The organism is Streptomyces sp. NPDC030840, from assembly GCF_055572015.1.
The window spans coordinates 76,398-99,697 of sequence record NZ_JBVIEE010000026.1; the positions used below are offsets into that span (position 1 = coordinate 76,398).

The 23,300-nt window shown below is 70.4% G+C and carries 21 protein-coding genes and 6 pseudogenes; 13 read left to right on the top strand and 14 right to left on the bottom strand.

Features of this window, described 5'->3' with window-relative positions; genetic code table 11:
• The first annotated feature begins 24 nt into the window (after positions 1-24).
• Complete coding sequence (locus ACZ49J_RS38060; protein ID WP_467455334.1) at positions 25-858, top strand: SAM-dependent methyltransferase; 834 nt, start codon at positions 25-27, stop codon at positions 856-858.
• Here the strand turns inward: ACZ49J_RS38060 and ACZ49J_RS38065 are convergent.
• Both ACZ49J_RS38065 and ACZ49J_RS38070 read right to left on the bottom strand, forming a co-directional pair.
• Positions 852-995, bottom strand: a pseudogene (locus tag ACZ49J_RS38065) (IS256 family transposase); the annotation flags it as partial. The gene ACZ49J_RS38060 and the pseudogene ACZ49J_RS38065 overlap by 7 nt on opposite strands.
• Before the next feature lie 309 nt (positions 996-1,304).
• Positions 1,305-1,907, bottom strand: a complete 603-nt coding sequence (locus ACZ49J_RS38070) for a TetR/AcrR family transcriptional regulator (protein ID WP_467455332.1) — start codon at positions 1,905-1,907, stop codon at positions 1,305-1,307.
• Between the two features lie 84 nt (positions 1,908-1,991).
• On the opposite strand from ACZ49J_RS38070, the gene ACZ49J_RS38075 reads away from it, so the two are divergent.
• Complete coding sequence (locus ACZ49J_RS38075) at positions 1,992-2,360, top strand: DUF1330 domain-containing protein (protein ID WP_467455331.1); 369 nt, start codon at positions 1,992-1,994, stop codon at positions 2,358-2,360.
• A gap of 3 nt (positions 2,361-2,363) precedes the next feature.
• Positions 2,364-3,119, top strand: a complete 756-nt coding sequence (locus tag ACZ49J_RS38080; protein WP_467455330.1) for an alpha/beta fold hydrolase — start codon at positions 2,364-2,366, stop codon at positions 3,117-3,119.
• A gap of 88 nt (positions 3,120-3,207) precedes the next feature.
• Here ACZ49J_RS38080 and ACZ49J_RS38085 read toward each other — a convergent pair whose 3' ends face one another.
• Entirely contained in the window at positions 3,208-4,047 is an 840-nt protein-coding gene (locus ACZ49J_RS38085; protein ID WP_467455328.1) for a helix-turn-helix transcriptional regulator, read from the bottom strand.
• 396 nt (positions 4,048-4,443) lie between these two features.
• On the opposite strand from ACZ49J_RS38085, the gene ACZ49J_RS38090 reads away from it, so the two are divergent.
• The 5 genes and pseudogenes from ACZ49J_RS38090 to ACZ49J_RS38110 all read left to right on the top strand — a co-directional run bounded on the left by ACZ49J_RS38090 (position 4,444) and on the right by ACZ49J_RS38110 (position 8,193).
• A complete protein-coding gene (locus tag ACZ49J_RS38090) occupies positions 4,444-5,289 on the top strand; it encodes an oxidoreductase (RefSeq protein ID WP_467455327.1) in 846 nt (281 codons plus the stop codon).
• A 353-nt stretch (positions 5,290-5,642) separates the two neighbouring features.
• Positions 5,643-6,737 carry a peptidoglycan recognition protein family protein gene (locus tag ACZ49J_RS38095; RefSeq protein WP_467455325.1) on the top strand — a complete coding sequence of 365 codons (1,095 nt, stop codon included), beginning with the start codon at positions 5,643-5,645 and terminating at the stop codon, positions 6,735-6,737.
• Positions 6,738-6,758: 21 nt separating this feature from the next.
• Positions 6,759-6,926: pseudogene (locus ACZ49J_RS38100) on the top strand (IS200/IS605 family accessory protein TnpB-related protein); the annotation flags it as partial.
• Positions 6,927-6,961: 35 nt separating this feature from the next.
• Positions 6,962-7,264: pseudogene (locus ACZ49J_RS38105) on the top strand (glutathione ABC transporter ATP-binding protein); the annotation flags it as partial.
• On the top strand, positions 7,261-8,193 hold the full coding sequence (locus tag ACZ49J_RS38110) for an ROK family protein (RefSeq protein ID WP_467455324.1): 933 nt from the start codon (positions 7,261-7,263) through the stop codon (positions 8,191-8,193). The pseudogene ACZ49J_RS38105 and the gene ACZ49J_RS38110, both read left to right, overlap by 4 nt.
• A gap of 196 nt (positions 8,194-8,389) precedes the next feature.
• Here ACZ49J_RS38110 and ACZ49J_RS38115 read toward each other — a convergent pair.
• Positions 8,390-8,666 (bottom strand): annotated as a pseudogene (locus ACZ49J_RS38115) (transposase); the annotation flags it as partial.
• Positions 8,667-8,777: 111 nt separating this feature from the next.
• Between ACZ49J_RS38115 and ACZ49J_RS38120 the strand changes: the two are divergent.
• The 3 genes and pseudogenes from ACZ49J_RS38120 to ACZ49J_RS38130 all read left to right on the top strand — a co-directional run.
• A complete protein-coding gene (locus ACZ49J_RS38120) occupies positions 8,778-9,374 on the top strand; it encodes an HD domain-containing protein (protein WP_467455323.1) in 597 nt (198 codons plus the stop codon).
• A gap of 116 nt (positions 9,375-9,490) precedes the next feature.
• A pseudogene (locus ACZ49J_RS38125) lies at positions 9,491-9,850 on the top strand (helix-turn-helix domain-containing protein); the annotation flags it as partial.
• 61 nt (positions 9,851-9,911) lie between these two features.
• Positions 9,912-10,842: pseudogene (locus ACZ49J_RS38130) on the top strand (LacI family DNA-binding transcriptional regulator); the annotation flags it as partial.
• Between the two features lie 93 nt (positions 10,843-10,935).
• Here the strand turns inward: ACZ49J_RS38130 and ACZ49J_RS38135 are convergent.
• From ACZ49J_RS38135 to ACZ49J_RS38150, 4 genes are all read right to left on the bottom strand, one after another.
• The gene (locus ACZ49J_RS38135) at positions 10,936-12,264 is read right to left on the bottom strand and encodes an ABC transporter permease (RefSeq protein ID WP_467455321.1); all 1,329 of its coding nucleotides are present in this window, start codon (positions 12,262-12,264) and stop codon (positions 10,936-10,938) included.
• A complete protein-coding gene (locus ACZ49J_RS38140) occupies positions 12,261-12,914 on the bottom strand; it encodes an ABC transporter ATP-binding protein (protein ID WP_467455433.1) in 654 nt (217 codons plus the stop codon). The genes ACZ49J_RS38135 and ACZ49J_RS38140 overlap by 4 nt, the downstream gene beginning before the upstream one ends.
• 44 nt (positions 12,915-12,958) lie before the next feature.
• Positions 12,959-14,071 (bottom strand): efflux RND transporter periplasmic adaptor subunit, encoded by a 1,113-nt coding sequence (locus tag ACZ49J_RS38145; protein WP_467455320.1) that lies wholly within the window; start codon positions 14,069-14,071, stop codon positions 12,959-12,961.
• 199 nt (positions 14,072-14,270) lie between these two features.
• Positions 14,271-14,903 carry a hypothetical protein gene (locus tag ACZ49J_RS38150; RefSeq protein ID WP_467455319.1) on the bottom strand — a complete coding sequence of 211 codons (633 nt, stop codon included), beginning with the start codon at positions 14,901-14,903 and terminating at the stop codon, positions 14,271-14,273.
• Positions 14,904-14,994: 91 nt separating this feature from the next.
• Here ACZ49J_RS38150 and ACZ49J_RS38155 point away from each other — a divergent pair, with 91 nt between their 5' ends.
• Positions 14,995-15,720: a response regulator transcription factor gene (locus tag ACZ49J_RS38155; protein ID WP_467455318.1), complete on the top strand. Its 726-nt coding sequence runs from the start codon at positions 14,995-14,997 to the stop codon at positions 15,718-15,720.
• Positions 15,707-17,548: a HAMP domain-containing sensor histidine kinase gene (locus tag ACZ49J_RS38160; RefSeq protein ID WP_467455316.1), complete on the top strand. Its 1,842-nt coding sequence runs from the start codon at positions 15,707-15,709 to the stop codon at positions 17,546-17,548. Before ACZ49J_RS38155 ends, ACZ49J_RS38160 begins: the two co-directional genes overlap by 14 nt.
• A 16-nt stretch (positions 17,549-17,564) precedes the next feature.
• Here ACZ49J_RS38160 and ACZ49J_RS38165 read toward each other — a convergent pair whose 3' ends face one another.
• From ACZ49J_RS38165 to ACZ49J_RS38190, 6 genes are all read right to left on the bottom strand, one after another.
• Positions 17,565-17,798 (bottom strand): thiolase C-terminal domain-containing protein, encoded by a 234-nt coding sequence (locus tag ACZ49J_RS38165; protein WP_467455315.1) that lies wholly within the window; start codon positions 17,796-17,798, stop codon positions 17,565-17,567.
• A gap of 267 nt (positions 17,799-18,065) precedes the next feature.
• Positions 18,066-19,022 carry an ABC transporter substrate-binding protein gene (locus ACZ49J_RS38170; protein ID WP_467455314.1) on the bottom strand — a complete coding sequence of 319 codons (957 nt, stop codon included), beginning with the start codon at positions 19,020-19,022 and terminating at the stop codon, positions 18,066-18,068.
• Between the two features lie 256 nt (positions 19,023-19,278).
• Positions 19,279-19,947: an ABC transporter permease gene (locus ACZ49J_RS38175; RefSeq protein WP_467455313.1), complete on the bottom strand. Its 669-nt coding sequence runs from the start codon at positions 19,945-19,947 to the stop codon at positions 19,279-19,281.
• Positions 19,944-20,651 carry an ABC transporter permease gene (locus ACZ49J_RS38180; protein ID WP_467455312.1) on the bottom strand — a complete coding sequence of 236 codons (708 nt, stop codon included), beginning with the start codon at positions 20,649-20,651 and terminating at the stop codon, positions 19,944-19,946. Before ACZ49J_RS38180 ends, ACZ49J_RS38175 begins: the two co-directional genes overlap by 4 nt.
• The gene (locus ACZ49J_RS38185; RefSeq protein ID WP_467455432.1) at positions 20,648-21,832 is read right to left on the bottom strand and encodes an ABC transporter ATP-binding protein; all 1,185 of its coding nucleotides are present in this window, start codon (positions 21,830-21,832) and stop codon (positions 20,648-20,650) included. Before ACZ49J_RS38185 ends, ACZ49J_RS38180 begins: the two co-directional genes overlap by 4 nt.
• 292 nt (positions 21,833-22,124) lie before the next feature.
• Positions 22,125-23,294, bottom strand: a complete 1,170-nt coding sequence (locus ACZ49J_RS38190; protein WP_467455311.1) for a Cmx/CmrA family chloramphenicol efflux MFS transporter — start codon at positions 23,292-23,294, stop codon at positions 22,125-22,127.
• Between the last annotated feature and the right edge of the window lie 6 nt (positions 23,295-23,300).

Here is a 23,300-nt window from a genome sequence, read left to right on the forward strand (position 1 = left end):
TTCACTGAAGAACCGCAACTTTGAATGGGAGGGACGGCTTTGCCCGACAACAACGGATGGCCGGCCGACCGGATCGACACCGAGAACGCGCACTCGGCCCGCATCTACGACTACATCCTCGGCGGCAAGGACTACTACCCCGCCGACAAGGAGGCGGGCGACGCCATGGCGGCGGAGTGGCCCGCGCTGCCGATCCACATGCGCGCCAACCGTGACTGGATGAACCGCGCCGTGCGCTGGCTCGCCGAGGAGGCGGGCATGCGCCAGTTCCTCGACATCGGCACGGGCATCCCCACCTCGCCCAACCTCCACGAGATCGCCCAGTCGGTGGCGCCCGAGTCCCGGGTCGTCTACGTCGACAACGACCCGATCGTCCTCACCCTGTCCCAGGGGCTGCTGTCCAGCACGCCCGAGGGGAAGACGGCGTACATCGAGGCCGACTTCCAGGACCCGGAGGCCGTCCTGAACTCCCCCGAGTTCCGGGAGACCCTCGACCTGGGCAAGCCGGTGGCGCTGACCGTGATCGCGATCGTCCACTTCGTCCTGGACGAGGACGACGCGGTGGGTATCGTCCGCCGCCTGCTGGAGCCGCTGCCGTCCGGGAGCTACCTCGCGATGACCATCGGCACCGCCGAGTTCGCGCCGGAGGAGGTGGGCCGCGTCGCCCGCGAGTACGCCGCCCGCGGCATGCCGATGCGGCTGCGCACGATCGACGAGGCGCACGAGTTCTTCGAGGGGCTGGAGCTGGCCGAGCCGGGGATCGTCCAGGTCCACAAGTGGCATCCGGACGGAACGGGCGAGCAGGGGATACGGGACGAGGACATCGCGATGTACGGGGCGGTGGCGCGCAAGCCGTAGCCGGAGCGGGGCACGGCTGTCTCCACCGGTCCCACGTCGGTCAGCACGCCCTCCAGGGCGGACTCCAGCAGCCGCTTGGTCAGCTGCTGGAGCAACCCGCCCTCACCGGTCCGCTGCAGGCCCTCGGCCTGCGGCCGGCTTGCTGGTCGAGTACGCGGTGCGGCCGACGGCCGTGGTGATCGGCCTGGGGAAGGCGCCCGTGTGGGCGAGGCCGTCACGGACGCCCAACTTCCCCTGCGTCAATCACGGTTCGTCGTTACCGGGCACCACCCGGGTGTGTCCGGTAACGACCTCCCGGACCGAGAGGGCACCCGCTCCTGCCCTTCGCCCGCTGCACCCCGGTGACCTTGCCGGTCGTGTCCAGCAGGGCCTCGTCGCCGGTGACCAGCGTCACCGTCCGCACCGGTTCTGCCTTGCCGGCGCCGCTCGCGCGGATGGTGTACGGCTCAGGGGGCGCGCAGGGCTCGCCGCCAGTGGTCGGTGACGCTGTGGCGCAGTGTGTCGGTGTGGACGGCTTCGGGGGTCAGCAGGTTCTGCAGGCCGATGCCGCGCAGTTGTCCGACGACGGCGACGGCCACCTCGGCGGGGTCGGCATCGGGGCGTACGTCGCCGTCGGCGATGCCGGCGGCGACGTCGTCGCGCAGGTCGGCACGGAAGGCTTCGTCGCGGTCACGGAAGACGGGAGCCAGTTCCGACGCCGTGGCGGCCTGCGCCCACAGCGACAGGAACGCCCGGTGCATCAGGCCGGCTTCACCGAGGGCGCCGATGTAACCGTCGACGAGCCCGAGGAGACGGTCCAGGCCCGGTGACAGGCCGCTCAGTCCGGGCACGAAGCCGGTCTGCGCGGTGCGGGCCAGCCGTTCCAGCAGTGCCTGTTTGGCGCCGAAATGATGGGTGACGATCCCGCGGCTGTAGCCCGCGCGTTCGCCGACACGCGCCAGGGTCAGCGAGCGCACCCCCTGCTCGACGACCAGTTGCGCGGCGGCGTTGAGCAGGGCCGCTTCGGTGTTTTCGCGGCGTTCTCGCTGGGTCCGGCGGGGGGTGGCCATGCGGTGGAGTCTACCAAACAAACTTGCGTGTCGAACAACAAGTATGTGAGGGTGGCGACGGCTCGGACGACCCAGGAGGCTGGAATGATCGAGATCGACGATCGCGCCATGGACACCATGCTCGCCGAGGACCCCGGCGGCCCGGTGGTGATGCTGAACCTGCTGCGCTTCCGCCCGGACGGCGGCCGCGAGAGCTACCAGCGCTACGCGGAAGCCCTCCGCGGCGGGATCAGCGCCCGGTACGGCGTGCAGGTGGAGTACCTGGGCGAGGGCGGGCGCGCCCTGGTCGCCGAGGACGGGCAGGCGTGGGACATGGTGGCGCTGGTGCGCTATCCGGACCGCAGGGCGTTCGTGAGCATGATCCGGGATCCCGAATACCAGGCGGTCACTCATCTGCGCAGCCAGGCTCTGGTGGAATCGGTGCTCCAGCCGACCGTGCCGATGGGAGCGTGAGCGATGCCGCCCGCGGTGTTCGTGCACGGGAACCCCGAGACCGCCGCCGTATGGCGGCCCCTGCTGGCCGCGTTGCCTCGTACCGACACGCTGTGCCTTTCACCACCGGGATTCGGTGCGCCCTTGCCGGACGGGTTCGGGGCGACGGTCGAGGACTACCGGGCCTGGCTCGTGGCCGAGTTGGAGGGTTTGGGAGAGCCGGTCGACCTCGTCGGTCACGACTGGGGCGGCGGGCATGTGGTGAATGTCGCGATGAGCCGCCCGGATCTGGTGCGCAGCTGGGTGAGCGACGTGGTCGGTGTCTTCGACCCCGGCTATGTCTGGCACGAGCTCGCTCAGCGGTGGCAGGGCCCGGACGGTGAGGCTGCCGTCGCCGGGCTGTTCGGCGCTCCGGTGGCCAGGCTCGCCGCCTTCCTGGCGGAACGGGGCATGAGCCGGACGGTGGCTGAGCAGGTCGCCCCGGCCGTCAACGAGGACATGGGCCGGGCGGTGCTCGCACTGTACCGGTCGGCCGCGCAGCCGGTGATGGCCGAGCTCGGCCATCACCTGGAGCGGGCGGCACAGCGTCCCGGCCTGGCACTGCTCGCCACCCGGGACCACGCGGTCGGCACCGACGAGCAGAGAGCCCGCGCCGCCCGCCGCGCGGGAGCCCGCCTCGTACGGCTGGACGGCCTCGGACACTGGTGGCTCACCCAGGACCCGGCCGCCGGCGCCCGAACCCTCACCGACTTCTGGGCCTCACTCCGGCCCGGCGCATAGACCCTCCGCCTGGCAGTGCCGCGCCTGCCTGTGCCACCTCCTCGGCATCGCAGGCCACCATGGTGTGACGCCGGGTCGAGCGGGGCGGCTACCCGGTGAGTGCCCGGGTGCCGAGGACGGTGACCAGGGCGAGGCGTTCGGCGTCCTCGGTGCCGGGCTCGGCGGTGTAGAGCATGATGCGCTGGTCGCTGCCGCCCACGGTGAGTGTGTCGCACTCCAGTGTCACGGGACCTGCGTGCGGGTGGTCGATGGTTTTACGCGCGCTCTTGTGGTGGCCGACCGCGCCGGAGTCCCACAGTTCGCCGAACCGGTCGCTGTTGGCCCGCAGTTCGGCAACCAGCCGCCGAACCCGCTGATCGGCCGGATACCGGGCGGCGGCCGAGCGCAGGTCGGCGACGAGGGTGGCCTCCAGGGCACGCCGGGACGCCGGCGTGTGCCGGACCCGGGTGCCCGGGCCGATCAGGTTGCGCCACACCGCGTTGCGCTGGTTGCCGCGCCATCCGGACGGATCGCCCATCAACGCCGCGTACGGCGGGTTGGCCACCAGCAGCGTCCAGGCCGCGTCATAGACCGCCACGGGTGTCCCGGTCAGGCGGTCCAGCATCCGCTGGACGCTCGGGGTGATGTGGGCGGGCACCGTCTCCGGGCCGGGCGGGGTCAGTCCGGCCAGGTGGAACAGGTGTGCCCGCTCGGTCCGCGACAGCCGAAGGGCTCTGGCCAGGGCTTCGATCACTTGGGCCGAGGGGTTGGACGCGCGGCCCTGTTCGAGGCGGGTGATGTAGTCGGCGGAGATCCCGGCGAGCATGGCCAGTTCCTCACGGCGCAGCCCGGCCGCGCGTCGCTGTCCGCCCGCCGGCAGGCCTACAGCCTCCGGCGAGACCCGGTCGCGCCAGCGGCGCACTGCCTTCCCGAATTCCGCTGTCGCCATGCCGACCAGTGTGCACCGCCCACCAACCGGCCTGCCTGGTACCGCGAGTCCCAGGAAGAGAAGGCCACTGGTTGACGGCATGCCACGGCTGGAACCTGGAGGCATGACGAGAACGCCGATCACCGGAGCGACAAGGGACTCGGTTGCGAGACGGCGCGACGGCTCATCGCAGCAGGTCACACCATCTACCTTCGCAGTCGGGACCTTGAGCGCGGCCGGCGTGCCGCCGAGCGGCCGGGCGCATGGCTGGTTCTCCTCGACGTCACCGACGACCCGGCCGTCGAGGCCGCGGCGAAGGCCATCGCCGACCTGACGCGTTCATCGTCCGCAGGGCGCGAGTGGGCCCCGACGGCCCCACCGGCAATCACCACTGACCTCTGCTCACAGGAGCTCTTCATGACACTCCCCTCTTCCCCGGTCTGGTTCATCACGGGATGCTCCACCGGACTCGGCCGTGCGCTGGCCACCCATGTCCTGGAACGCGGAGGGCGTGCGGCGGTCACCGCCCGCGACCCGCGGACGGTCGCCGACATCGTCGACGGCCACGGCGACCGGGCGCTGGCCCTGCCGCTGGACGTCACGGACCCCGAGCAGGTCAAGGGCACGGTCAAGCGGGCCGAAGATGTCTTCGGGCGGCTCGACGTGCTGGTCAACAACGCCGGTTACGGATACCTGGCCGCCATCGAGGAGGGCGAGGACGCCGAGGTGCGGGCGCTGTTCGAGACCAACGTCTTCGGCGTCGTCGCGATGACCAAGGCCGTGCTGCCGGGCATGCGGGCCCGGCGGGCCGGACACATCGTCAACGTCTCCTCCCTCGGCGGTCTGGCCGCGTTCGGTGCCACGGGCTACTACCACGCCACCAAGTTCGCCCTGGAAGGACTGTCGGAGTCCCTGGCCGCCGAGGTCGCGCCCCTGGGAATCGGGGTGACCATCGTCGAACCGGGAGCCTTCCGCACGAACTGGTCCGGCCCGTCGATGAAGCAGTCCGCGATCCGCGTCGACGACTACGCCGAAACAGCCGGCCGTCGCCGCGCGGCAACGCTGGCCACCTACGGCAACCAGCCGGGCGACCCGGCCCGCGCCGCCGCGGCCGTCACCGCCGCTCTCGAGGCCGAGGAGCCCCCGCTGCGGCTGCTCCTCGGCAAGGCCGCCCTCCAGGTCGCCCACGGCAAGCTCGACTCCCTGCGCCGGGACTTCACCGACTGGGAGCACCTCACCGTGAGCACCGAGATGAGCGCATGACCACGCTCGCGATCGTCGGCGCCGGACCGGTGCTCGGGGCAACACCAGGTGCGGCACGGGCGGGTACGACGTCGGTGCCGCCCGCCGCCGCCGATCGGCCGTCCTCCGTGAACTCCCGCTGTCCGCCGCGGACTTCGGCCACACCCGCCCCGATCCCCCGAGTGGCGACGCGTGTGCTCCAGCTCATAGCAACCGTTCCTGACGCTCCACTCGTATGACAGGTGAGAAACAAGGTGGCGATGTCTTCGCCCGGTCTCGCGGCCATGTGCGCGGTAACCGGGACTCCGGACAGCACGTTCACCGCGTCATGAACACTTCGAAGGGATCTGTCCTTGCGTCACAAGAAGCGCGCCATGACCCGTCGCACCGTCCTCGGAGCGGCCGGCCTCGCGGCCGGAGCCGCCGCCGCGGTACCGGTTCTCGCCTCGGCCGCCCCCACCAAGGCCACGACGCGCCAGGAGCGTGTGCCCCGTACCAGGGCGAAGACGTTCTCGGGCGCGGCAGCGCGGTCCGCGAAGCCGGGCTTCCCCGTCGAGTACGTCGGGGTCACCTGGACCGGGGCCCACCGCGGTGCCGCGATCAGACTGCTCGCCCAGGACGGCAGGGCAGGCGCGTGGCGGACGCTGAAGCCGGTCTGCGCGGCCGGGGCGGACGGGGACACCGGGCAACCCGCGAAGAACGTGAGCGTACTGGTGCCGACCGGCGGGGCCGCCGGTTACGAACTCAGGATGCCGGACGGGGCGACCCATGTACGTTCCACCGCCATCGACACGGTCCACGGTCCGACCGCCAACGTCTCCGTGGCCTCCAGGACCGCGTCGTTACAGGGCATCGAGTACATCACCCGGGCGGGCTGGGGCGCCGACGAATCCCTCCGCTTCAAGGCGGACGGCACCGAGAACTCCCCGCAGACCTACTACCCGGCCCAAACGCTGACGGTGCATCACACTGCGGGCGCCAACGGGGACCTGGACCCGGCCGCCACCATCCGTGCGTACTACTACCTGCACGCGATCACCAACGACTGGGGCGACATCGGCTACCACTTCCTCATCGACGAGGCGGGCCTCATCTACGAGGGTCGTTACACGGGCACGGACGGCATCCCGGCGCACAACGCCGACGGGAAGATGGTGACCGCCTTCCACACCTCCGGCTTCAACTCCGGCAACCTCGGCATCGCCGTACTCGGCACCTTCGAGAACCAGGCCCCGACCGCCGCGGCCCGCCAGTCGCTGACCACACTGCTCGCGGCGCTGTCGGACTACCACGGCCTCGACCCCCAGGCCGCCGTCACCTTCGTCAACCCCGTCAACGGCGTCACCAAGAACGTCCAGATGATCAGCGGTCACCGTGACTGGCTCACCACCGAGTGCCCCGGCACCACGCTCTACGGCGACCTTCCCGCCCTGCGCGAGGACGTAGCGGCGACGCGTGACGGTAGCTGACCGCTCCGGGACGGGTTCGGCACCTCCTGGCGGAGAAAAGCCGCTCGCCACGACGCGGCCGCCGTGGCGAGCGGCAGGCGCGCCCTGGGGCACCCGATCCGGCGTCGGACGGCACCGCCCCCACACGACCAGAGCGATCGTGCGGGGCATCGGACCGTCCAGGCCCGACCAGGCACTCCGAGACGTCAGAGTCGGTTCTTGGTGACCGCCTGCAGCGCGTGCGCGTGAGTGTGCAGCGGACGGTCCTCGACGTGATCGCCGAGCTGCAGCGGGATCTCGGGTTCGCCTGTCTGTTCGTCTCCCACGACCTTGCCGTCGTTCAGCAGTTCGCGCAGCGTGTCGTCGTTCTGCGGGACGGGCGCGTCGAGGAACATGGACCGACCATGACGACCCTCCTGGCTCCGCGGAGCGAGTACACGCGCCGGCTCGTCGCGGCCGTGCCCGTGCCGTATCCGGTGGTGCAGCGCCGCCGGCGCGGGGAACGGCGGGCATTCCTCATCGTCGGCGGAACGGAGGCCACCGCGTGACGCAAGCCCCCGAAGCGGTCGCCGGTGTCGACATCGGCGGTACGACCACCCAGGTGGTGCTCTGCAAGGAGGACCTCGGCGTCGTCGACCGTCTCGGGGTGCCGACCCCCGCGGCCGACGGCGGGCAGGCGATGGTCGACGCCGCGCTCGACGCCCTGCGGCGCCTGCTCGACCGTACGGGTGCGCGGCTGCGGGGCGTCGGGGTGGGCGCGGCGGGACTCGTGGACACGCGGGCGGGGCGGATCCTGACGGCCACCGACTCCTTCAGCGACTGGGCCGGCTTCGCGGTGACGGACGCGCTGGAGGGGGCGCTGGGGGTGCCGGCGTTCCTGGACAACGACGTGAACGCGTTCCTGCGCGGTGAGGCGACGGCCGGTGCGGTCGCGGGTGAGCGGCATGTGCTGGGGATGACCCTCGGCACCGGGGTCGGCGGGGCGCTGTGGCTGGACGGCGCGCTGTACGAGGGGCCGCACGGCGCGGCGGGCGAGATCGGGCACGTGCCGGGCTTCGGCGATCTGCCGTGCACATGCGGTGGCCGTGGCCATCTGGAGACCCTCGCGTCCGGCCGCGCGATCGCCGCGCGGTACGGCGAGCGGACCGGACGGACCGTCACCGCCCAGCAGGTCGCCCAGGCGGCGGGACGGGGCGCCCCGGAGGCGCTCGCCGTGTACGGGGCAGCGGGTGCCGCGGTGGCGCGTGCGCTGCTGATCACGGCGGGGCTGCTGGACGTCACCACGTGTGTGATCGGCGGGGGCGTCAGTCGCTCCTGGGATCTGCTGGAGCGGCCGCTCCTGGCCGTGCTGGCCGACGAGCCTCCGGTCAGCGGGCATCCGCTGCGGGTGATGCCGGCGCGGCTGGGGGGCGACGCGGTGGCCGTCGGTGCGGCGGCGCGGGCGCGGGCCGAGCTCCGCTCGGTCCGGCCGGCGTAGTTCCGGGGTTCGCCATCGGAGGTTCGGTTTGCTGCGGAGTGCCGGTTGTTCGTGGTTGCTCGCGCAGTTCCCCGCGCCCCTGAGCGGGCGCGGGGGCTGGTTGCGCTAGTAGGACTCCGTTAGGTCTGTCTTGGTCTTGGTGTGGCCCTTCTGGGCAGGGGTTGGTGGCAGGTGATGCAGGTGCCGGTCCAGCAGTTCAGCAGGTCTTGGAGGGTGTCGAGGATCTGGTAGAGGGTGAGTCCGGTGTGTCGGCTTTTGGGGTCAGCCGCTGCTCGGTGAGGAACGCGTGGGCGGCGGTGACCAGGGTGGCGCGATGGTGCCAGCCCATCCAGGAGCGGCCTTCGAAGTGGTCCAGGCCCAGGCCGTGTTTGAGTTCCCGGTAGTCATGCTCGATGCGCCAGCGGATCTTTGCCAGCCGGACCATCGGCGACCGGGGTGTCGTCGGGCAGGTCGGACAGCCAGAACCGGGTCGGTCTGTCCTCACCGTCGGCCCATTGTCACCGCCGGGGGGGTACCCCTTGCGCGGCGCCCGGCTGGCTGTCTGGGCGGCCGATCGCTTGTGGGTGGGAAGGTACGCTGCCGGAGTGATCCTTCCGACCGTCAATGAGGTACGCGCGCTGCACGAGCGGTACGCGCCATCGCATGAGGCGCTGGACTTCGTCTTCACCCACTGCGAAATCGTCTGCGGCATCGCCGAACAGCTTGTGGCACAGACAGACCTCCCCCTCGACGCCGACCTCGTCCGTGTTGGCGCCCTGCTCCACGACATCGGCGTCTACCGGCTATACGACCAAGCCGGTCGGCTCGATCACCGCAACTACATCCGCCATGGCGTCCTCGGCCACCAGATCCTCCAAGAGGAGGGCTTCCCGGAGCGCCTGCGCCGCTTCTGCTCCTGCCACACGGGAGTTGGTCTTACCCGGCACGACATCCGCGAACAGAAGCTCGCCATACCCGAGGCCGACTATCTGGCCGAGACCATCGAAGAGCAACTGGTCATGTACGCGGACAAGTTCCACAGCAAGACGACACCACCTACGTTCCTCACCGCCGACTCCTACGCCGCGCACGTGGAGAAGTTCGGCGCGGACAAAGTCCACGCATTCGATCTTCTGCGTGCCCGGTTCGGCGAACCCGACCTGACCTCAACCAGGGCGCGATACGGCCACGCGCAGGCTTGAGGTCGGCAGCGTCGTGTCAGATAGGTCGTGCCTAGGCCCCGGGGAGGCCCGGCGACGTTCGCCCTCTTGTGATCTGACGCGCCGTCCGGGTGGCGCGTCTGCGCCAAGCTGTGCAAGTGGAAGAACGGGTACGAGTCCGAGAATGCGATGACGACGAGGGTCAGCGACTGCTGCGGATCGTCCGCCGAGGCACCGGTTCGGTGGTGACTTGGCGGCGGGCCCAGATGGTGCTGTTATCCGCGCAGGGTATGCCGGTGGCGAAGATCGCCGAGGTGACGTTCACCAGTGCGGACCGGGTCCGGGATGTGATCCACAACTTCAACGCCGACGGCTTCGACTCGCTCTACCCCAAGTACAAGGGCGGTCGGCCCAGAACGTTCAGTATGCCCGAGCGGCGCGAGATCAAGAAGATCGCCAAGTCCACCGAGCACGGCCTGCCGTTTTCGACCTGGAGCCTGGCCCAGCCGGCCGAGTGGAACCCGGCCCGGACGTACGCCCGCTCCGGCCGGTCGTACATCGCGGCCCCGGCAGGCCGAGGTGGCTCGGCTCGCGGGGGTGTCGCAGGCGACCGTGTCCCTGGTGTTCTCCCCCGAAGCCCGACGCCAAGGGACGCATCATTTCCGAGGAGACCCGGCAGCGGGTCCTGGAGACGGCCCGCAGCCTCGGCTACGTGCCCGACCCTGCCGCCCGACGTCTGGCCGCCGCCCGCAACAACCTCCTCGGCGTCTTCAGCTTCACCGCCACGTTCCCCACCGATGTGCAGCACTCGTAATACCCCTTCCTGGTCGGCGTGGAGCGCGAGGCGGCGGCGCTCGGCTACGACCTGTTGCTGTTCACCGGGTCGAGCACCGGCGGCGCGGGGGCCACGGGTCCCGACGCCCTGAGCCGGGTCCGACTCGCGGACGGCTGTCTCTTCATCGGTCGGCACACACCCCGGGCGGAGCTCAGGCGGCTGGTCGAGGACGGCTTCCCGGTCGTGCACCTGGGCCGCCGCGAGGAACTGGAGGGCGTGGCATGGGTCGGCGCGGACTATGTCGAAGCCACGCGTGAAGTCGTGGGCAATCTGACCGAGTTGGGGCATCGACGGATCGTCCTCGTCCGCGAGGACGACGACGCGCCCGCCTCGGCGGACCCGTCAGCGCGGCTTCCTCGAAGGACTGGAGGCAGCAGGTCTGCCCTCTGGGCCCGCGACCGTCTTCCGGTCCGCGCATCCGCAGCGGGATCTCACGCCCGAACGGCTGCGCGCCTGGTCCCAGGAGGGGGTGACTGCCTTCGTAGCTGAGGAGGCCGGTACCGGGGCGGCTTGGCGAGGCTTGCTCTCCGCCTTGCGCGAGGGGCGGGCCTCGACTGCCCCGGAGAGGTGTCTCTCGCCCTGCTCGGCGGCCCACCCGCCGACCTGGCAAGTGAACCCGGACCCACCAGATTCGACATCCCCCGCCCGCAGTTGGGCGCCGCGGCAGTACGTCTGGGTGTTCGTCGGGCGCGGGTGAGCGTGGGGGCTGGTCACGCAGGTGCAGGACGTACCCCGGCAGGCGTGCACGTCGGCGTGGGCCAGCTTCGCTCAGGTGGTTGCCAGTGCCTCGGTGGGGGTCAGCCGGGAGGCACGGATCGACGGATAGACGCCGGCGGCCATGCCGACCAGAACCGCACCTGCGAATCCGCCGCCGACCGCGTTCAGGGGAATGACCGGCGGCCAGCCCTGGTAGCCGGCGTAACCGAGAACGGCCAGGCTGCCCAGCAGCGTCCCCGCCAGGCCGCCCAGGGAGGAGAGGGCGACGGACTCGGTGAGGAACTGGCCTCTGATCTGGCCCCGGTTGGCGCCAAGGGCTCGACGCAGCCCTATCTCGCGGCGGCGTTCGAGGACGGATATGAACATGGTGTTAGCCACCCCGATACCGCCCACCAGCAGAGCGACTCCCGCGAGTCCCAGGAACAGGGCCGAGAAGGTGTTCTCGGTGGCCCGTTTCGCGGCCAGGGCATCGGAGGGGCGGCTGACCTGCACGACACCGGGCAGCTGCGGATTGATGGTGGCGGGCAGTACCTTGCGGACGTCCTCGATTGCTTCCTCTCTGGCCTTGACGTAGATCACCGTGGGGTGTCCGTCGAACCGGAGCTGGTCACCGGCCGCCTCCCAGCCGACCATCACCGAACGGTCGATGTCGGCCGCCAGCGTCACCGGGTCCAGGATCCCGATCACCGTGAACCAGCGCTTGTTGATGTAGATCTGTGGGGCGGGCTCGTCCGGGTTCAGCTCGGAGAATCCGAGCCGGGAGGCGGCCACGGAGCCCAGGACGGCAGTAGGGAGCTTCTCGGTGGCGGCGTTCAGGAACTGTCCTGATCCGACTGCGCCGTTGACCGACTGCAGTAGATTGCGCTTGGTGGCCAGGACGGTCAGGCCGCTGAAGTCGCCGGCGTCGACGCGGTCGGAGCGGTGTACGACGGCGTGGGTGTTGGCGACGGCGCTGCTGACGGTGACAGGTCCGATGCGGCTGACCATGTTCACCGACTCCTCGGGGAGGAGCACCGGCGGCTCGGCTCCCGGCGTCGGCACGGCCTGCAGCGTGTTGGTTCCCAGCGCCGCGAGTTCCTCCATCAGCGCCTTCTGGCTGGAGGCGGGAATCCCCGTCACGACGATCATGGTGGCGATGCCGATCGAGATGCCCAGGGCGGACAGCGCCGCCCTGACCTTGCGGGTACGGATGCCGAGAAGTCCGAGGCCCAGCAGGTCGCGCGGTGCCAGCCGTACGGGCCTGGTACCTGAGACGATCCGGTTTCCACCACCCGCCGTGTCGGCCCCGTGGCGGGACCGCCGGCCGGAAGACCCGCCTCGGGGCTGGCGGCGGCTTCCCTTGCCTTCCCGGGTGGTGTGCTGCGTCGGTGCTTCCCTCATGCGTGGCTCCGCATCAGTCTGTCGGCCACGATCCGGCCGTCGAGGATCTCCACTCGGCGGGGCAACTGTGCGGCGATGTCCCGGTCGTGGGTGATGATCGCGATGGTGGTCCCCTCTTCGTTCAGCCTGGTCAGCAGCTCCAGGACCGTCCTGCCGTTGGCGGTGTCCAGGGCTCCGGTGGGCTCGTCGGCCAGGACCAGGGACGGTTCGTTGACGAGGGCGCGGGCGATGGCGACCCGCTGCCGCTCTCCCCCGGAGAGCTGGTGGGGCAGGTGGTCGACCCGGTGCGCGAGCCCGACCCGGCCCAGTGCCTCGATGGCCAGCGGACGCCGCCGGCGGCGGCTCACCCCGGCGTAGAGCAGCCCGGTGGCCACGTTCTCGGCGGCGCTGAGCCCATCGGTGAGATGGAACTGCTGAAAGACGAAGCCGAGCCAGCGGCCACGCAGGGCGGACAGCTGCCGGTCGGAAAGCGCGGCGATGTCGTGGCCGACGATTTCCACGGTGCCGTGGGTCGGCCGGTCCAGCGTGCCCATGACGTTGAGGAGGGTCGATTTCCCCGACCCCGAGGGGCCCACGATGGCGACCAGTTCGCCTTCGCCGATGATGAGTGAGACCTCGTCCAGTGCGGTGACTCCGCCGGGGTAGGCCATGCTCACGTTGTGTACGGCCAGTACCGGCGGGGCCGCGGGAGGACTCACGAGGCCGTCACCACCTTGGTGCCCTCTTTGACACTTGTTCCGGTGATCTCGACCATGCCCTTGGCGAACATCCCCAACTCGACGGGCCGGAGCGGTCCGTTCTCGACCTGTACCGCGTAGCCGCCCTCGGACAGAGCCAGCAGGGCGGCTACCGGAACAGCCAGTACGTCCTTCTTGGTCTGCCCGTTGAACTGCACCTGGACCGCGGCGGAGTCGATGTCCGCCACCTTGTCGGCGCCCGCCCTGTCCAGCGAGACGGTCACCGTCACCCTGGCCGGCCCGTTGGCTCCCTCAGGTCCTTCCTCGGGCTGGACGACGGTGGCGATACCCGACACCTTGCCGGGCGCCGTCGAGCCGTCGGGCAGCTTGATCGTCACCTTGGCGCCCTGTTCGACCGAGCCGACGTCGGTGGCGTCCACCGGCACGGTCACGGACTTGGTGGTCGCGGTGAGAGCCAGCAAGTCGCCGGCGGTGGCGTCGGCCCCGAGCTTGGCTTTGACGGAGCTGACGCGAACGGCGCCCTCGGTCACCACGATGTCGCCCGCGTCGAGCACGCCGGTCGCTGCCACGCCCCTGGCGGTCTGCCAGCGCCTGATCGCGTTCATGAGAGACGCGGTGAGCACCCCATCCCCTTCTTTCACCTTTGTCTCCTCGGGGGCGGAGGCCGCTGACGACTGCGCGTCGGGCTCATCCTGCGGCCCGCCGGGGGCACCGCTGGCCTGTGCTTCGGGCGCCGTCGGCGCATCCTTGGGGGGCGAGGGCTTGGACTCGGCTGTGGATGTGGGTGCGGCGGCCCTTCTGACTGTGCTGCCCACACCCGGCTGGGAGCCGATGTCGTATCCGAGCGCCCGAAGATTGTCGGCGACCACCTTGATGTCGCGGCCCACCAGGCCACGTGTGTCCAGTCGGCGGAACATGGGCGTACGGCCATAGAACACGAGTACCGGCCGGTCGTCCACGCGGTAGAGCTGCTCGTTCCGCTCGATCTTGGCGCCTGGGGCGGGCAGCCAGGTAACGCTGCCGCTCGCGGATCCCTGCACGCTGAGCGGGGTTCCGTAACCCAGGGTGCCGCTCAGCTCCATCTCCTGGGACAGATCCGCTCTGGCCACGGCGACGGCATGTACTTTCGTCGTCTTCTTGGCCCCGGTGTCCGCCCCGCTGTCCCGGGCGGCCCACCCCGCGGCACCGACACCTGCCGCAGCCACAGCGACGGCGGAAAGGGCGAGTACCCACCGCCGCGGGCCCCTCGCGGGCGTACCTTCGCCGGGTTCCGAGGCAACTCCCCCACGTGCTCGCCTGCTTGCTCGGCTACTTCCTGTCACTGAACGCCTCCAGCTTGCACTCATTCTCGATCTGGACATAGTCGGGAGGCAGTGAGCCGTCGTAGTTGTAGCCGCTTCCGTCCGGGAGGCCCTTGACCTTGACTCCTCGCTTGTTCAAGCACTTGATCTGCTCGCGGAAGTCGTCCATATAGTGCGGGTTCTTTTCCTTCACCAGCTCCGGCGGCAGAAGAGGCTTCTTGGCCTTGCAGGCCTCCGCGGCATCGCGCATGGCGGGCGACTTGGTCTCGGGATACACCCATGCGTGTCCGGGGTCCTCGACGTTTCCCGTCTTCGAGTACGTGGGCACACCGTTCTTCTTCAGGCAGGCCGAGTAGGCATTGTTGACGAGTCGCTGTTCGTCTTGTGAGCTGTCCAGCCGGAGCTGAACACCCTCCTCTGAACCGGAAGCAGTTTCCTTCTCGTCCGCTGAACCGGCCTTCCCCGGCTTGTCGCCAGGGTCGTCGAGCGAGGCGACGCCGGACTTGTCGCCACTGTCATCGCCCGCCCCCGCGCCACCACAGCCGGTGATCAGGGCGAGAGCGGCAAACGAGGCGGAGAGGGCGAGAGCGGGCAGGCGCGGCGGCCGGGCTGTCCACAGCCCGCAGATGAGGTTCGACATGGCCGCAACTATGAACGGCAGATATGAAGATCTGGACAGGCCGACATCAGGATCCTGACTGATCGGTTTGAGCGCGGCTTATGGTCGACCCATGTGCGCACACGTCTTGATCGCCGAAGACGACAAGAAGCAGGCCGAGGTGATCCGCCAGTATCTGGAGCACGCCGGTCACACGGCCAGCGAGGTCCATGACGGGTTCGCCGCGCTCGACGAGGTCCGCCGTCGGCCGCCTGACCTGCTGGTCCTGGACGTGATGCTGCCGCTCCTCGACGGACTGCAGGTCTGTCGCATTCTCCGGTACGAGACGGATCTTCCGGTGCTGATGCTGACCGCCCGCTCCACCGAGGAGGACCTCCTACGCGGCCTCGATCTGGGTGCCGACGACTACATGACCAAGCCGTACAGTCCCCGCGAGCTGATGGCCCGGATCCGGACCCTGTTACGCAGACCCCGCCAGGCCACGTCGGCGGACCGCCACATCCTGAGCGTCGGCCCGCTGACCGTGGACCCGGTCCGCCACGAGGTCTTCATGGCGGGGCAGCCGGTTGTCTGCACCCCCGGCGAGTTCGCTCTCCTGGCCGTGATGGCCGGTCAGCCCGGCCGGGTGTTCCGGCGAGAGCAACTCCTGGAAATGACCCGAGGCTCCGACCGCTACATCAGCGGCCGCATCATCGATGTGCATGTGGGAAACCTCCGCAAGAAGATCGAACCGGATCCGCGGAGGCCGGTCCACCTGCTGACCGTCTTCGGCGTCGGATACAAGCTGGCGGACGGCCGGACGGGGCACGCGGAGAGCGGCGGCCATGTCTCGCCGTAAGGGGTCACGGCTCCCCCGCCGCGGGGTGCCGCTGCGCAAGAGCGTGCTGGCGCGGCTGATGGCCACCTCGGTGCTGGTCGCCGTGTGTTCGATCGGCGCCACCGCCTGGCTGGCGGTGCAGACCACCACCCGGGCGATCCAGCAGGAACAGGGCCAGGTCCTTGCCGACGACGCCAGTGTCTACGACCGACTGCTGGGATACGCGGCCGTTCACCGCGACTGGGACGGGGTGGAGCCACTCGTACGCGACCTGGCGGAACGGACCGGACGCCGTGTCGTCCTGACCTCGAAGAACCGCCGCCCGATAGCGGACTCCGCCGCCTCCGCCGCACCACCGCCCTCGACGGCCTCCGCGGTCATTGACCCGCTTCGCACGGGCCAGGGGCTGCTGCACGGCAGCGGCGCCCCGGTCGGCGGCGACGGTATCGATCCCCGTGCCACGGGCCCCTATCAGCTGCCCGGAGCGGAGCGCTCCTTACTGCGCCGGCGGGCGGACAAACAGGTCCGTTGCCTGCGCGACCGGGGGATCAACGCTCAACGCGTCGACCGCCCAAGTGGTCGTCCGGCCGTCAAGTTCAACCCCGTCGCACTCGCCGGGTCCGACGCGTGCTACCTCCCGCTCGAGCAGCCCACCGCCACCGAACGCGAACCCCTCGCCCGCCTCAACACCATGACCGCTGCCTGCCTGGCCGCCCGGCACCCTGACCTGCCGCTGCCTCCCCAGTACGCGGTCAGGGTCGAGCCGGGTTTCTCCTTGGCCACGAAACTGCCCGACAAGTACACCGACGTCATAGAGGACTGCGTCGCCGAAAGCCGCCGCGCGCAGCTGCGCACCTACGTGGCACCGGCCGCTCTGCTGTACCTCTCCACTCCCGGCGGCACCGACGCACCGCTGTTCGACCTCTCCGCGCGAAACCGCACCCGCATCATCGGCGTCACCGGCCTGGTACTGGTACTCACCGTCGGCGTGACCGCTGTGATCGCCTCCCGGCTCGTACGCCCGTTGCGGGCGCTGACGGACGCCGCACGCAACCCGAGCGGACCGCACCGGCGCGTGCCGGTGAGCACGAAGGACGAGATCGGCTACCTCGCGCAGGCGTTCAACGAGATGTCCGAACGCCGGGAGCGCCTTGAGGAGCAGCGCAAGGTCATGGTCAGCGATGTCGCCCACGAACTGCGCACCCCCCTCACCAACATCCGCAACGGGCTGGAGGCCACCGAGGACGGCATCGCCACGCCGAACCCGGCTCTGGTCTCCTCCCTGTTGGAGGAGGCACTGCTGCTGCAGCACATCATCGACGACCTCCAGGACCTGGCGGCGGCCGACGCCGGCAAGCTGAGCATCCGTCCCGAAGCCGTACGGCTCGGCGACATTCTGCATCACGTGGCCGCCGCGCACCGGGTCGCGTCGGACGCCGCGGGAATCCGGCTGACGGTCGGCGGCGAGGACGGCGTCCAGCTCATCGCCGACCCCGCGCGACTGCGCCAGGCCGTCGGCAACCTGGTGTCCAACGCGGTACGCCACACAGGGCGGGGCGGCAGCGTCACCATCTCGTCGTACGTGGACGGTGAGGATGTCGTCATCGAGGTGGCCGACACCGGCACCGGCATCGACGCCGATGACCTGCCCATGCTCTTCGAGCGGTTCTGGCGTGCCGAGAAGTCACGCAGCCGCCACGCGGGAGGCAGCGGCCTGGGGCTTTCCATCGTCCTCCAGCTCGTACGCGCCCATGGCGGAACGGTCGACGTCACCAGCACACCCGGAGCCGGATCCGTCTTCACCCTGCGGCTGCCTCGATCGGGCGCGGCGGGCAGGCAGGCAGGCTGACGGTGCCCGGAATCCTTCACGCGTCCCGCGCCAGCACCACCGTCGCCGATGAGCAGAACCAGCCGCCCATCACGGAGGCGACGGCGCGGGCAGCCGCCCGTCGGGCCTTCGGACCTGGCGCGCGTCGCATTCCCCCCGCGGTTGACGGGACCGTCTCCACCAGGAGGAACAGCCCCCGCATTCCGGGGTGCTGGGCCGGCATGCCACCTCCGTCCGTGTTGAGAAGCTGTGTCGGGTCCTGACATGACAAGGTGAGCGTGCCTTTTGTGCAGGCCAGGATGACTTGGAACGTCCACCGCTACTTCAAGCCGTCCAGCGGAGGTGATCGCCGAACTCACCGGTCTTCTCGTGCCGGGTGGCCGTTGCCGCTGAGTGCCGGTAGGGGCCGGTGCCGACCGTCAGGGCTGCCGGGTCGACGGCTTGCTCGTGGATTCCGCGTCCACCTGCCGCCGTCCCCTGCCCAGAGCATCAACCACCAGCCAGCACCTGAGAACCAGAACAACCCAACGGAGTCCTACTAGCTCAGGCCCGCCGTCTTCAGCCAGGACCTGGCCACGTCCAAGGGGTCCTTGTTCTCCAGTTGGACCTGGGAGTCGAGGTCCAGGAGTGTCTTGGTGTCGAGCTTCGCCGAGACGGCGTTGAGGGCGTCGACGCCCTTCTGGGGGAGGTCGGACTTGTTGACCAGCGGGGTCACGTTGGCGAACCCGAAGAGGTTCTTCGGGTCCTGCAGGACCACGAACTTCTCCTTGGTGATGGTCGGGTCCGTGGTGAAGATGTCCGCGGCCTGCACGGTGTTCTTCTTCAGCGCCGCCTGGGTCAGCGGACCGCCCGCGTCGAGCGCCTTGAAGGACTTGAACTTCAGTCCGTACTCCGCCTCCAGCCCCTTCAGGCCCTGATGACGGGTCTGGAACTCGGGGGAGCCGCCGATGACCAGGTCGGGGGCGGCGTCCTTGAGGTCCGCGAGGGTGGACTCGGTGGTGAGGCCGTACTTCTTGGCTGTCTCGGCGTTGACCGTGACGGAGTCCTTGTCCTCGGCGGGCGACGACTCCAGCAGCGTCAGCTTGGAGTCGAGCTTGGCCTGGACGGCGGCGTTCACGGCCTCGGCCGACTTCTGCTCCGCCTTCGGGTCCAGGTACGCCAGCAGCGAGCCGTTGTATTCGGGCAGGACCGTGACGGAGCCGTTCTTCAGCAGCCCGTACGTGGTCTCGCGGCTGCCGATGTTGTGCTTGTACGTGACCTTGATGCCCTCGGCTTTCAGGGCCTCGCCGTAGATGTCGGCGAGCAGGATGCTCTCGGTGAAGTTGTTGGAGCCCACGACGACGGTGCCGCCGGAGGCCTTGTCGTCCAGCGGGTTGTCGGCCTTGTCGTCGGAGGAACCGCAGCCCGCCAGCAGGGCCGCGGTGGCGGCGAGCGCGACGGCGGCGGCAGCGGGGTGCCTCCGGAGGGACCTGCGTCTGGGGGCGGTAGAAGTCACGATTCCGTTCCGGGGCTGAGGGGGCGGGGTATGCACAGTGTGCGGGGCTCGCGCGGTCTGCGGGGCTTTCGGGACTTGCGGGGCTCACGGGAAACTTCTTCTTGCTTCTGCTCCCATCCAGCCGGATCAATCACATCGCGTCAAGTACGGACTGATCACCGTTTCGCTTCGGCAACCGAGTAACGGCGGTAGAGCAACCGCGACCGCTGGTGCGCCTGTTGACACGGTCCTCGCCGGGACGGCGCCGCCGCGCCCGTCAGCCGCTCCTGCGCACCCCCGGCGACACCGCGATCCGCGACACCGCCCAGAACACCGCGAGCGTCGCCAGCGCCATCAGGGCCGTCAGCGTGGCGCCGCCGACCACCTTCTCGTAGTCGCGCTGGTAGAGACCGTCCACGATGTACCGGCCGAGCCCGCCGAAGCTGACGTACGCGGCGATGGTGGCCGTCGAGACGATCTGGATGGCGGCCGAGCGCAGGCCGCTCAGGATCAGCGGCAGCGCCTCGGGCAGTTCGACCTGGAACAGCACCCTGCTCTCCGGCATGCCCATGCCCCGGGCCGCGTCGACCGGTGAGGGGTCGACCGAGCGCACGGCTTCGTACGTCGTCACGAGGATGGGCGGGATCGCGAGCACGACGAGCGGGATCATCACGGGCAGCATGCCGAGCCCGATCAGCACGAACAGCAGCACCAGCAGACCGAAGCTCGGCAGGGCGCGGGCGGCGGTCGCGATGAACGCGAGGGTGTTGCCGCCCCGGCCGGTGTGCCCGGTGACCAGCCCGACGGGAAGGCCGATCGCCGCTGCGATGACGAGGGCGAGCAGCGAGTACTGGATGTGCTCCCACACGCGGGTGGGGATGCCGTCGTAGCCGTGCCAGTGGGCGCTGTCGCTGAAGAAGGCGTTGACGAAGTGCAGGACGTTCACCGGGCCGTGTCCTCCAGGGCGAGGGCGGCCGGGTCGGGCTGCTCGGCCTTCGGTTTCGTGGGCGTGCGGCGCGGCATCCACGGCGTCAGCAGAACGCGCAGGAGCACCAGCAGGGCGTCCACCAGGATGGCCAGGACGGCGGTGGTGACCACCGAGGTCACCGCGAGCTCGGGCCGGTGGTAGAACATGGCGTCCGCGAGCAGGTTGCCGAGGGCGCCCTGGTTGCCGATGAGCGTGCCGACGCTGACGAGGGAGATGCTGGACACGGTCGCCACGCGCAGTCCGGCGATGATCGCGGGCACGGCGATCGGCAACTGCACCTGGACGTACCGGCGCAGGGGCCCGAACCCCATGGCCGTGGCGGCGGCGAGGGTCTCCCGCGGCACCGAGCGGACCGCGTCCACGATGGCGGGGACGAGCACCACCAGGCTGTAGAGGGTCAGCGGGATCATCACGGTGAGCTCGGTCTGGCCGGTGTAGTCGATGAGGACGACGAAGAAGGCCAGCGAGGGGATCGCGTAGATCACGGTCGTCACCCACAGCACGGGCGGGTACAGCCAGCGCAGCCGTACGCACAGCTGGGCGATCGGCAGGGCGAGGACCAGTCCGGCCAGCACCGGCAGCAGCGCCTCCCTCAGGTGCAGCCCGATCAGCCCGAAGTAGCTGTGCTGGAGGTCGCTGGGGATGTCGAAGAACCCGCTCATCCGGAGAGGTCCGCCTTCCGGTCCGTGCTGTCCTCCGGGCGGATCGCGCCGTCTCCCGACCCGTTCGCGGCTCCGACCGTCCGGCCCGCCGCGTGGGCGCCGCGGATGGCCTCGCCGATCGTCTCCTGCGAGACGACGCCGACGGCCCTTCCGTCGCCGTCCACGGCGACGGCCCAGCCGGTCGGCGACAGCACCGCGCAGTCGAGGGCCACCCGCAGGGAGTCCTGACCGGCGACGAACGGCCGCCCGTGCGACAGGAGTCGCTCCGGTGCCACGCCCGGCAGGTCGCCCGGCTCGCTCCAGCCGAGCGGCTTGCCGTCGCCGTCGGTGACGAGGAGGTACGGCGCCCCGGCGGTGTCGCGGGCGGCGACCTGCTCGGCGGTGGCGTCGGTCGCGACGACCGGGCCGGTGAGCAGTTCCAGGCCCGCGGAGGGGAAGAACGACAGCCGCCGGATGCCGCGGCCGTCGCCGAGGAAGTCCTCGACGAACGCGTCGGCCGGGTCGCTGAGCAGCTCGGCCGGTTCGGCGAACTGCGCGAGACGGCCGCCGGTACGCATCACCGCGACCTTGGTGCCCAGCCGGATCGCCTCGTCGATGTCATGGGTGACGAAGACGATTGTCTTGCCCAACTCACCCTGGATCCGCAGGAGTTCCTCCTGCAGTCCCTTGCGGACGACGGGGTCGACGGCCGAGAACGGCTCGTCCATCAGCAGCACCGGCGGGTCGGCGGCCAGCGCCCGGGCCACGCCGACGCGTTGCTGCTGACCGCCCGACAGCTGGTACGGGTACCGCTGGGCGAGGGAGGCGTCGAGGCCGACCCGCTCCATCAGCTCCGCGGCCCGCGCCCTCGCCTTCTGCTTGCTCCAGCCGAGCAGGCGGGGCACCGTCGCGATGTTGTCGGCGATGGTGCGGTGCTGGAAGAGGCCGGCGTTCTGGATGACGTAACCCATGGACCGGCGCAGGGTGTTGACCGGCTGCTTCTGGATGTCGACGCCGTCGACGAGGATCGTGCCCTCGCTCGGCTCGACCATTCTGTTGATCATCCGGAGGGTCGTCGTCTTCCCGCAGCCCGAGGGTCCGACGAGGACGGTGATCGAGCGGTCCGGTATCTCCAGCGACAGTCTGTCGACCGCCACCGTGCCGTCCGGGTATCGCTTGGTGACTGAATCGATCCGTATCAAAGCGCCGGACATCCTTCGGAATCGAGGAGGACGGCTGCTGCGGCCTTGGGTCGAACAGCCGTTTGCGGGACGAGTGTAGACGGCGGGTGTGACGCGCCCGAGGCGGGCGTACGGGCGCGGTGCGCCCAGGCGACCGGGGCGCGGCAAGCCCGATGGCACGGCGGTGAGGGACCGCGGCGGCCTGTAACCGCCTCGACACCTCCTGCGTCAGCCGGCGGCCGCTGGCCGCCTTCCCCGGGGCGGGCCGCCGGACACCGCGCCGGCGGCCCGCCCCTTCGTCAGGTCGGCACCTTCAGCTCAGCACCCTCGTGCCCCGGGTCCCCCGGGCCAGGCCCGCCGCGGTGAACGCCAGCGCCACGAGCAGGGCACTCGTCCACACCGCGGAGCGGTAGCCGAGGCCCGCGCCGATGGTGAGGCCGCCCAGGGCCGGGCCGAGGGCGGCGCCCACGTTGAAGGCCGCGGTCGCGAACGAGCCGCCCAGCGAGGGCGCTTCCGTCGCCGCGTACAGCGCCCGTGTGATCAGGGTCGAGCCGACCCCGAACGAGAGCGCCCCCTGGACCAGCACGAGAACGACCACCACCGCCGGGTTGCCCGCCGCCGCCGCGAGCAGCGACCAGCCGGCGAGCAGCGCGAGTCCACCCGGGACGAGGACCAGCGCCGGGCGGGCGTCGGACAGCCGTCCGGCGACGGTGACCCCGGCGAACGACCCGATGCCGAACAGCGCCAGCAGGGCCGGCACCCACGCCTCCCCCACCCCGGCCACGCTGGTGGCGAGCGGCGCGAGGTACGTGAACGTGCAGAAGGTCGCCGCGTTCACCAGCGCGCCCACGCTCAGCGTCACCAGCAGCCGGGGCCCGCGCAGCACCCTCAGTTCGCGGCGGGCGCTGGGCGCGTGTGCCGTGGCCGGGTCGTCCGGCGAGGTGTCCGGCACCGACCACGCCACGGCGAGCAGGGCCGGTGCGCAGGCGAGGGCCACCGCCCAGAACGCCGCGCGCCAGCCCCAGAGCTGGCCGAGCAGGGCACCGGCCGGGACGCCCGCGACGCACGCCAGGGTGACCCCGCCGAGCAGGACGGACGTGGCCCGCCCCTTGAGGTGGGGCGCGACCATGCCGGTCGCCGCCGTGAGGCCGACCGCCAGGAACCCGGCGTTGGCGAGCGCTCCGAGCACCCGTGTGGCCAGGAGGACGGCGAAACTGGTGGTGAGCGCGCCGATGACGTGCACCAGCATGAAGGCGGCCAGGCAAACCAGCAGCGTCCGCTTCATGGGCCGGCGCAGACCGATGATCGCCATCAGCGGCGCCCCGACGATCATTCCCACGGCGAACGCCGACGTGAGCGCGCCGGCGGCCGAGATGGACACGTGCAGATCACCGGCGATGTCCGGTACCAGACCGGAGAGCATGAACTCGGACGTCCCCTGGGCGAAGACGGCCAGGCCGAGCAGATAGAGAGGGATGGGCATGAGTAC

What these genes read in the sequence shown, in the direction of transcription:
- ACZ49J_RS38060 (WP_467455334.1), top strand. Translation starts at nt 25, where the DNA reads ATGGGAGGGACGGCTTTGCCCGACAACAACGGATGGCCGGCCGACCGG.
- ACZ49J_RS38070 (WP_467455332.1), bottom strand. Translation starts at nt 1,907, where the DNA reads ATGGCCACCCCCCGCCGGACCCAGCGAGAACGCCGCGAAAACACCGAA.
- ACZ49J_RS38075 (WP_467455331.1), top strand. Translation starts at nt 1,992, where the DNA reads ATGATCGAGATCGACGATCGCGCCATGGACACCATGCTCGCCGAGGAC.
- ACZ49J_RS38080 (WP_467455330.1), top strand. Translation starts at nt 2,364, where the DNA reads ATGCCGCCCGCGGTGTTCGTGCACGGGAACCCCGAGACCGCCGCCGTA.
- ACZ49J_RS38085 (WP_467455328.1), bottom strand. Translation starts at nt 4,047, where the DNA reads ATGGCGACAGCGGAATTCGGGAAGGCAGTGCGCCGCTGGCGCGACCGG.
- ACZ49J_RS38090 (WP_467455327.1), top strand. Translation starts at nt 4,444, where the DNA reads ATGACACTCCCCTCTTCCCCGGTCTGGTTCATCACGGGATGCTCCACC.
- ACZ49J_RS38095 (WP_467455325.1), top strand. Translation starts at nt 5,643, where the DNA reads ATGACCCGTCGCACCGTCCTCGGAGCGGCCGGCCTCGCGGCCGGAGCC.
- ACZ49J_RS38135 (WP_467455321.1), bottom strand. Translation starts at nt 12,264, where the DNA reads ATGAGGGAAGCACCGACGCAGCACACCACCCGGGAAGGCAAGGGAAGC.
- ACZ49J_RS38140 (WP_467455433.1), bottom strand. Translation starts at nt 12,914, where the DNA reads ATGGCCTACCCCGGCGGAGTCACCGCACTGGACGAGGTCTCACTCATC.
- ACZ49J_RS38150 (WP_467455319.1), bottom strand. Translation starts at nt 14,903, where the DNA reads ATGTCGAACCTCATCTGCGGGCTGTGGACAGCCCGGCCGCCGCGCCTG.
- ACZ49J_RS38155 (WP_467455318.1), top strand. Translation starts at nt 14,995, where the DNA reads ATGTGCGCACACGTCTTGATCGCCGAAGACGACAAGAAGCAGGCCGAG.
- ACZ49J_RS38160 (WP_467455316.1), top strand. Translation starts at nt 15,707, where the DNA reads ATGTCTCGCCGTAAGGGGTCACGGCTCCCCCGCCGCGGGGTGCCGCTG.
- ACZ49J_RS38180 (WP_467455312.1), bottom strand. Translation starts at nt 20,651, where the DNA reads ATGAGCGGGTTCTTCGACATCCCCAGCGACCTCCAGCACAGCTACTTC.
- ACZ49J_RS38190 (WP_467455311.1), bottom strand. Translation starts at nt 23,294, where the DNA reads ATGCCCATCCCTCTCTATCTGCTCGGCCTGGCCGTCTTCGCCCAGGGG.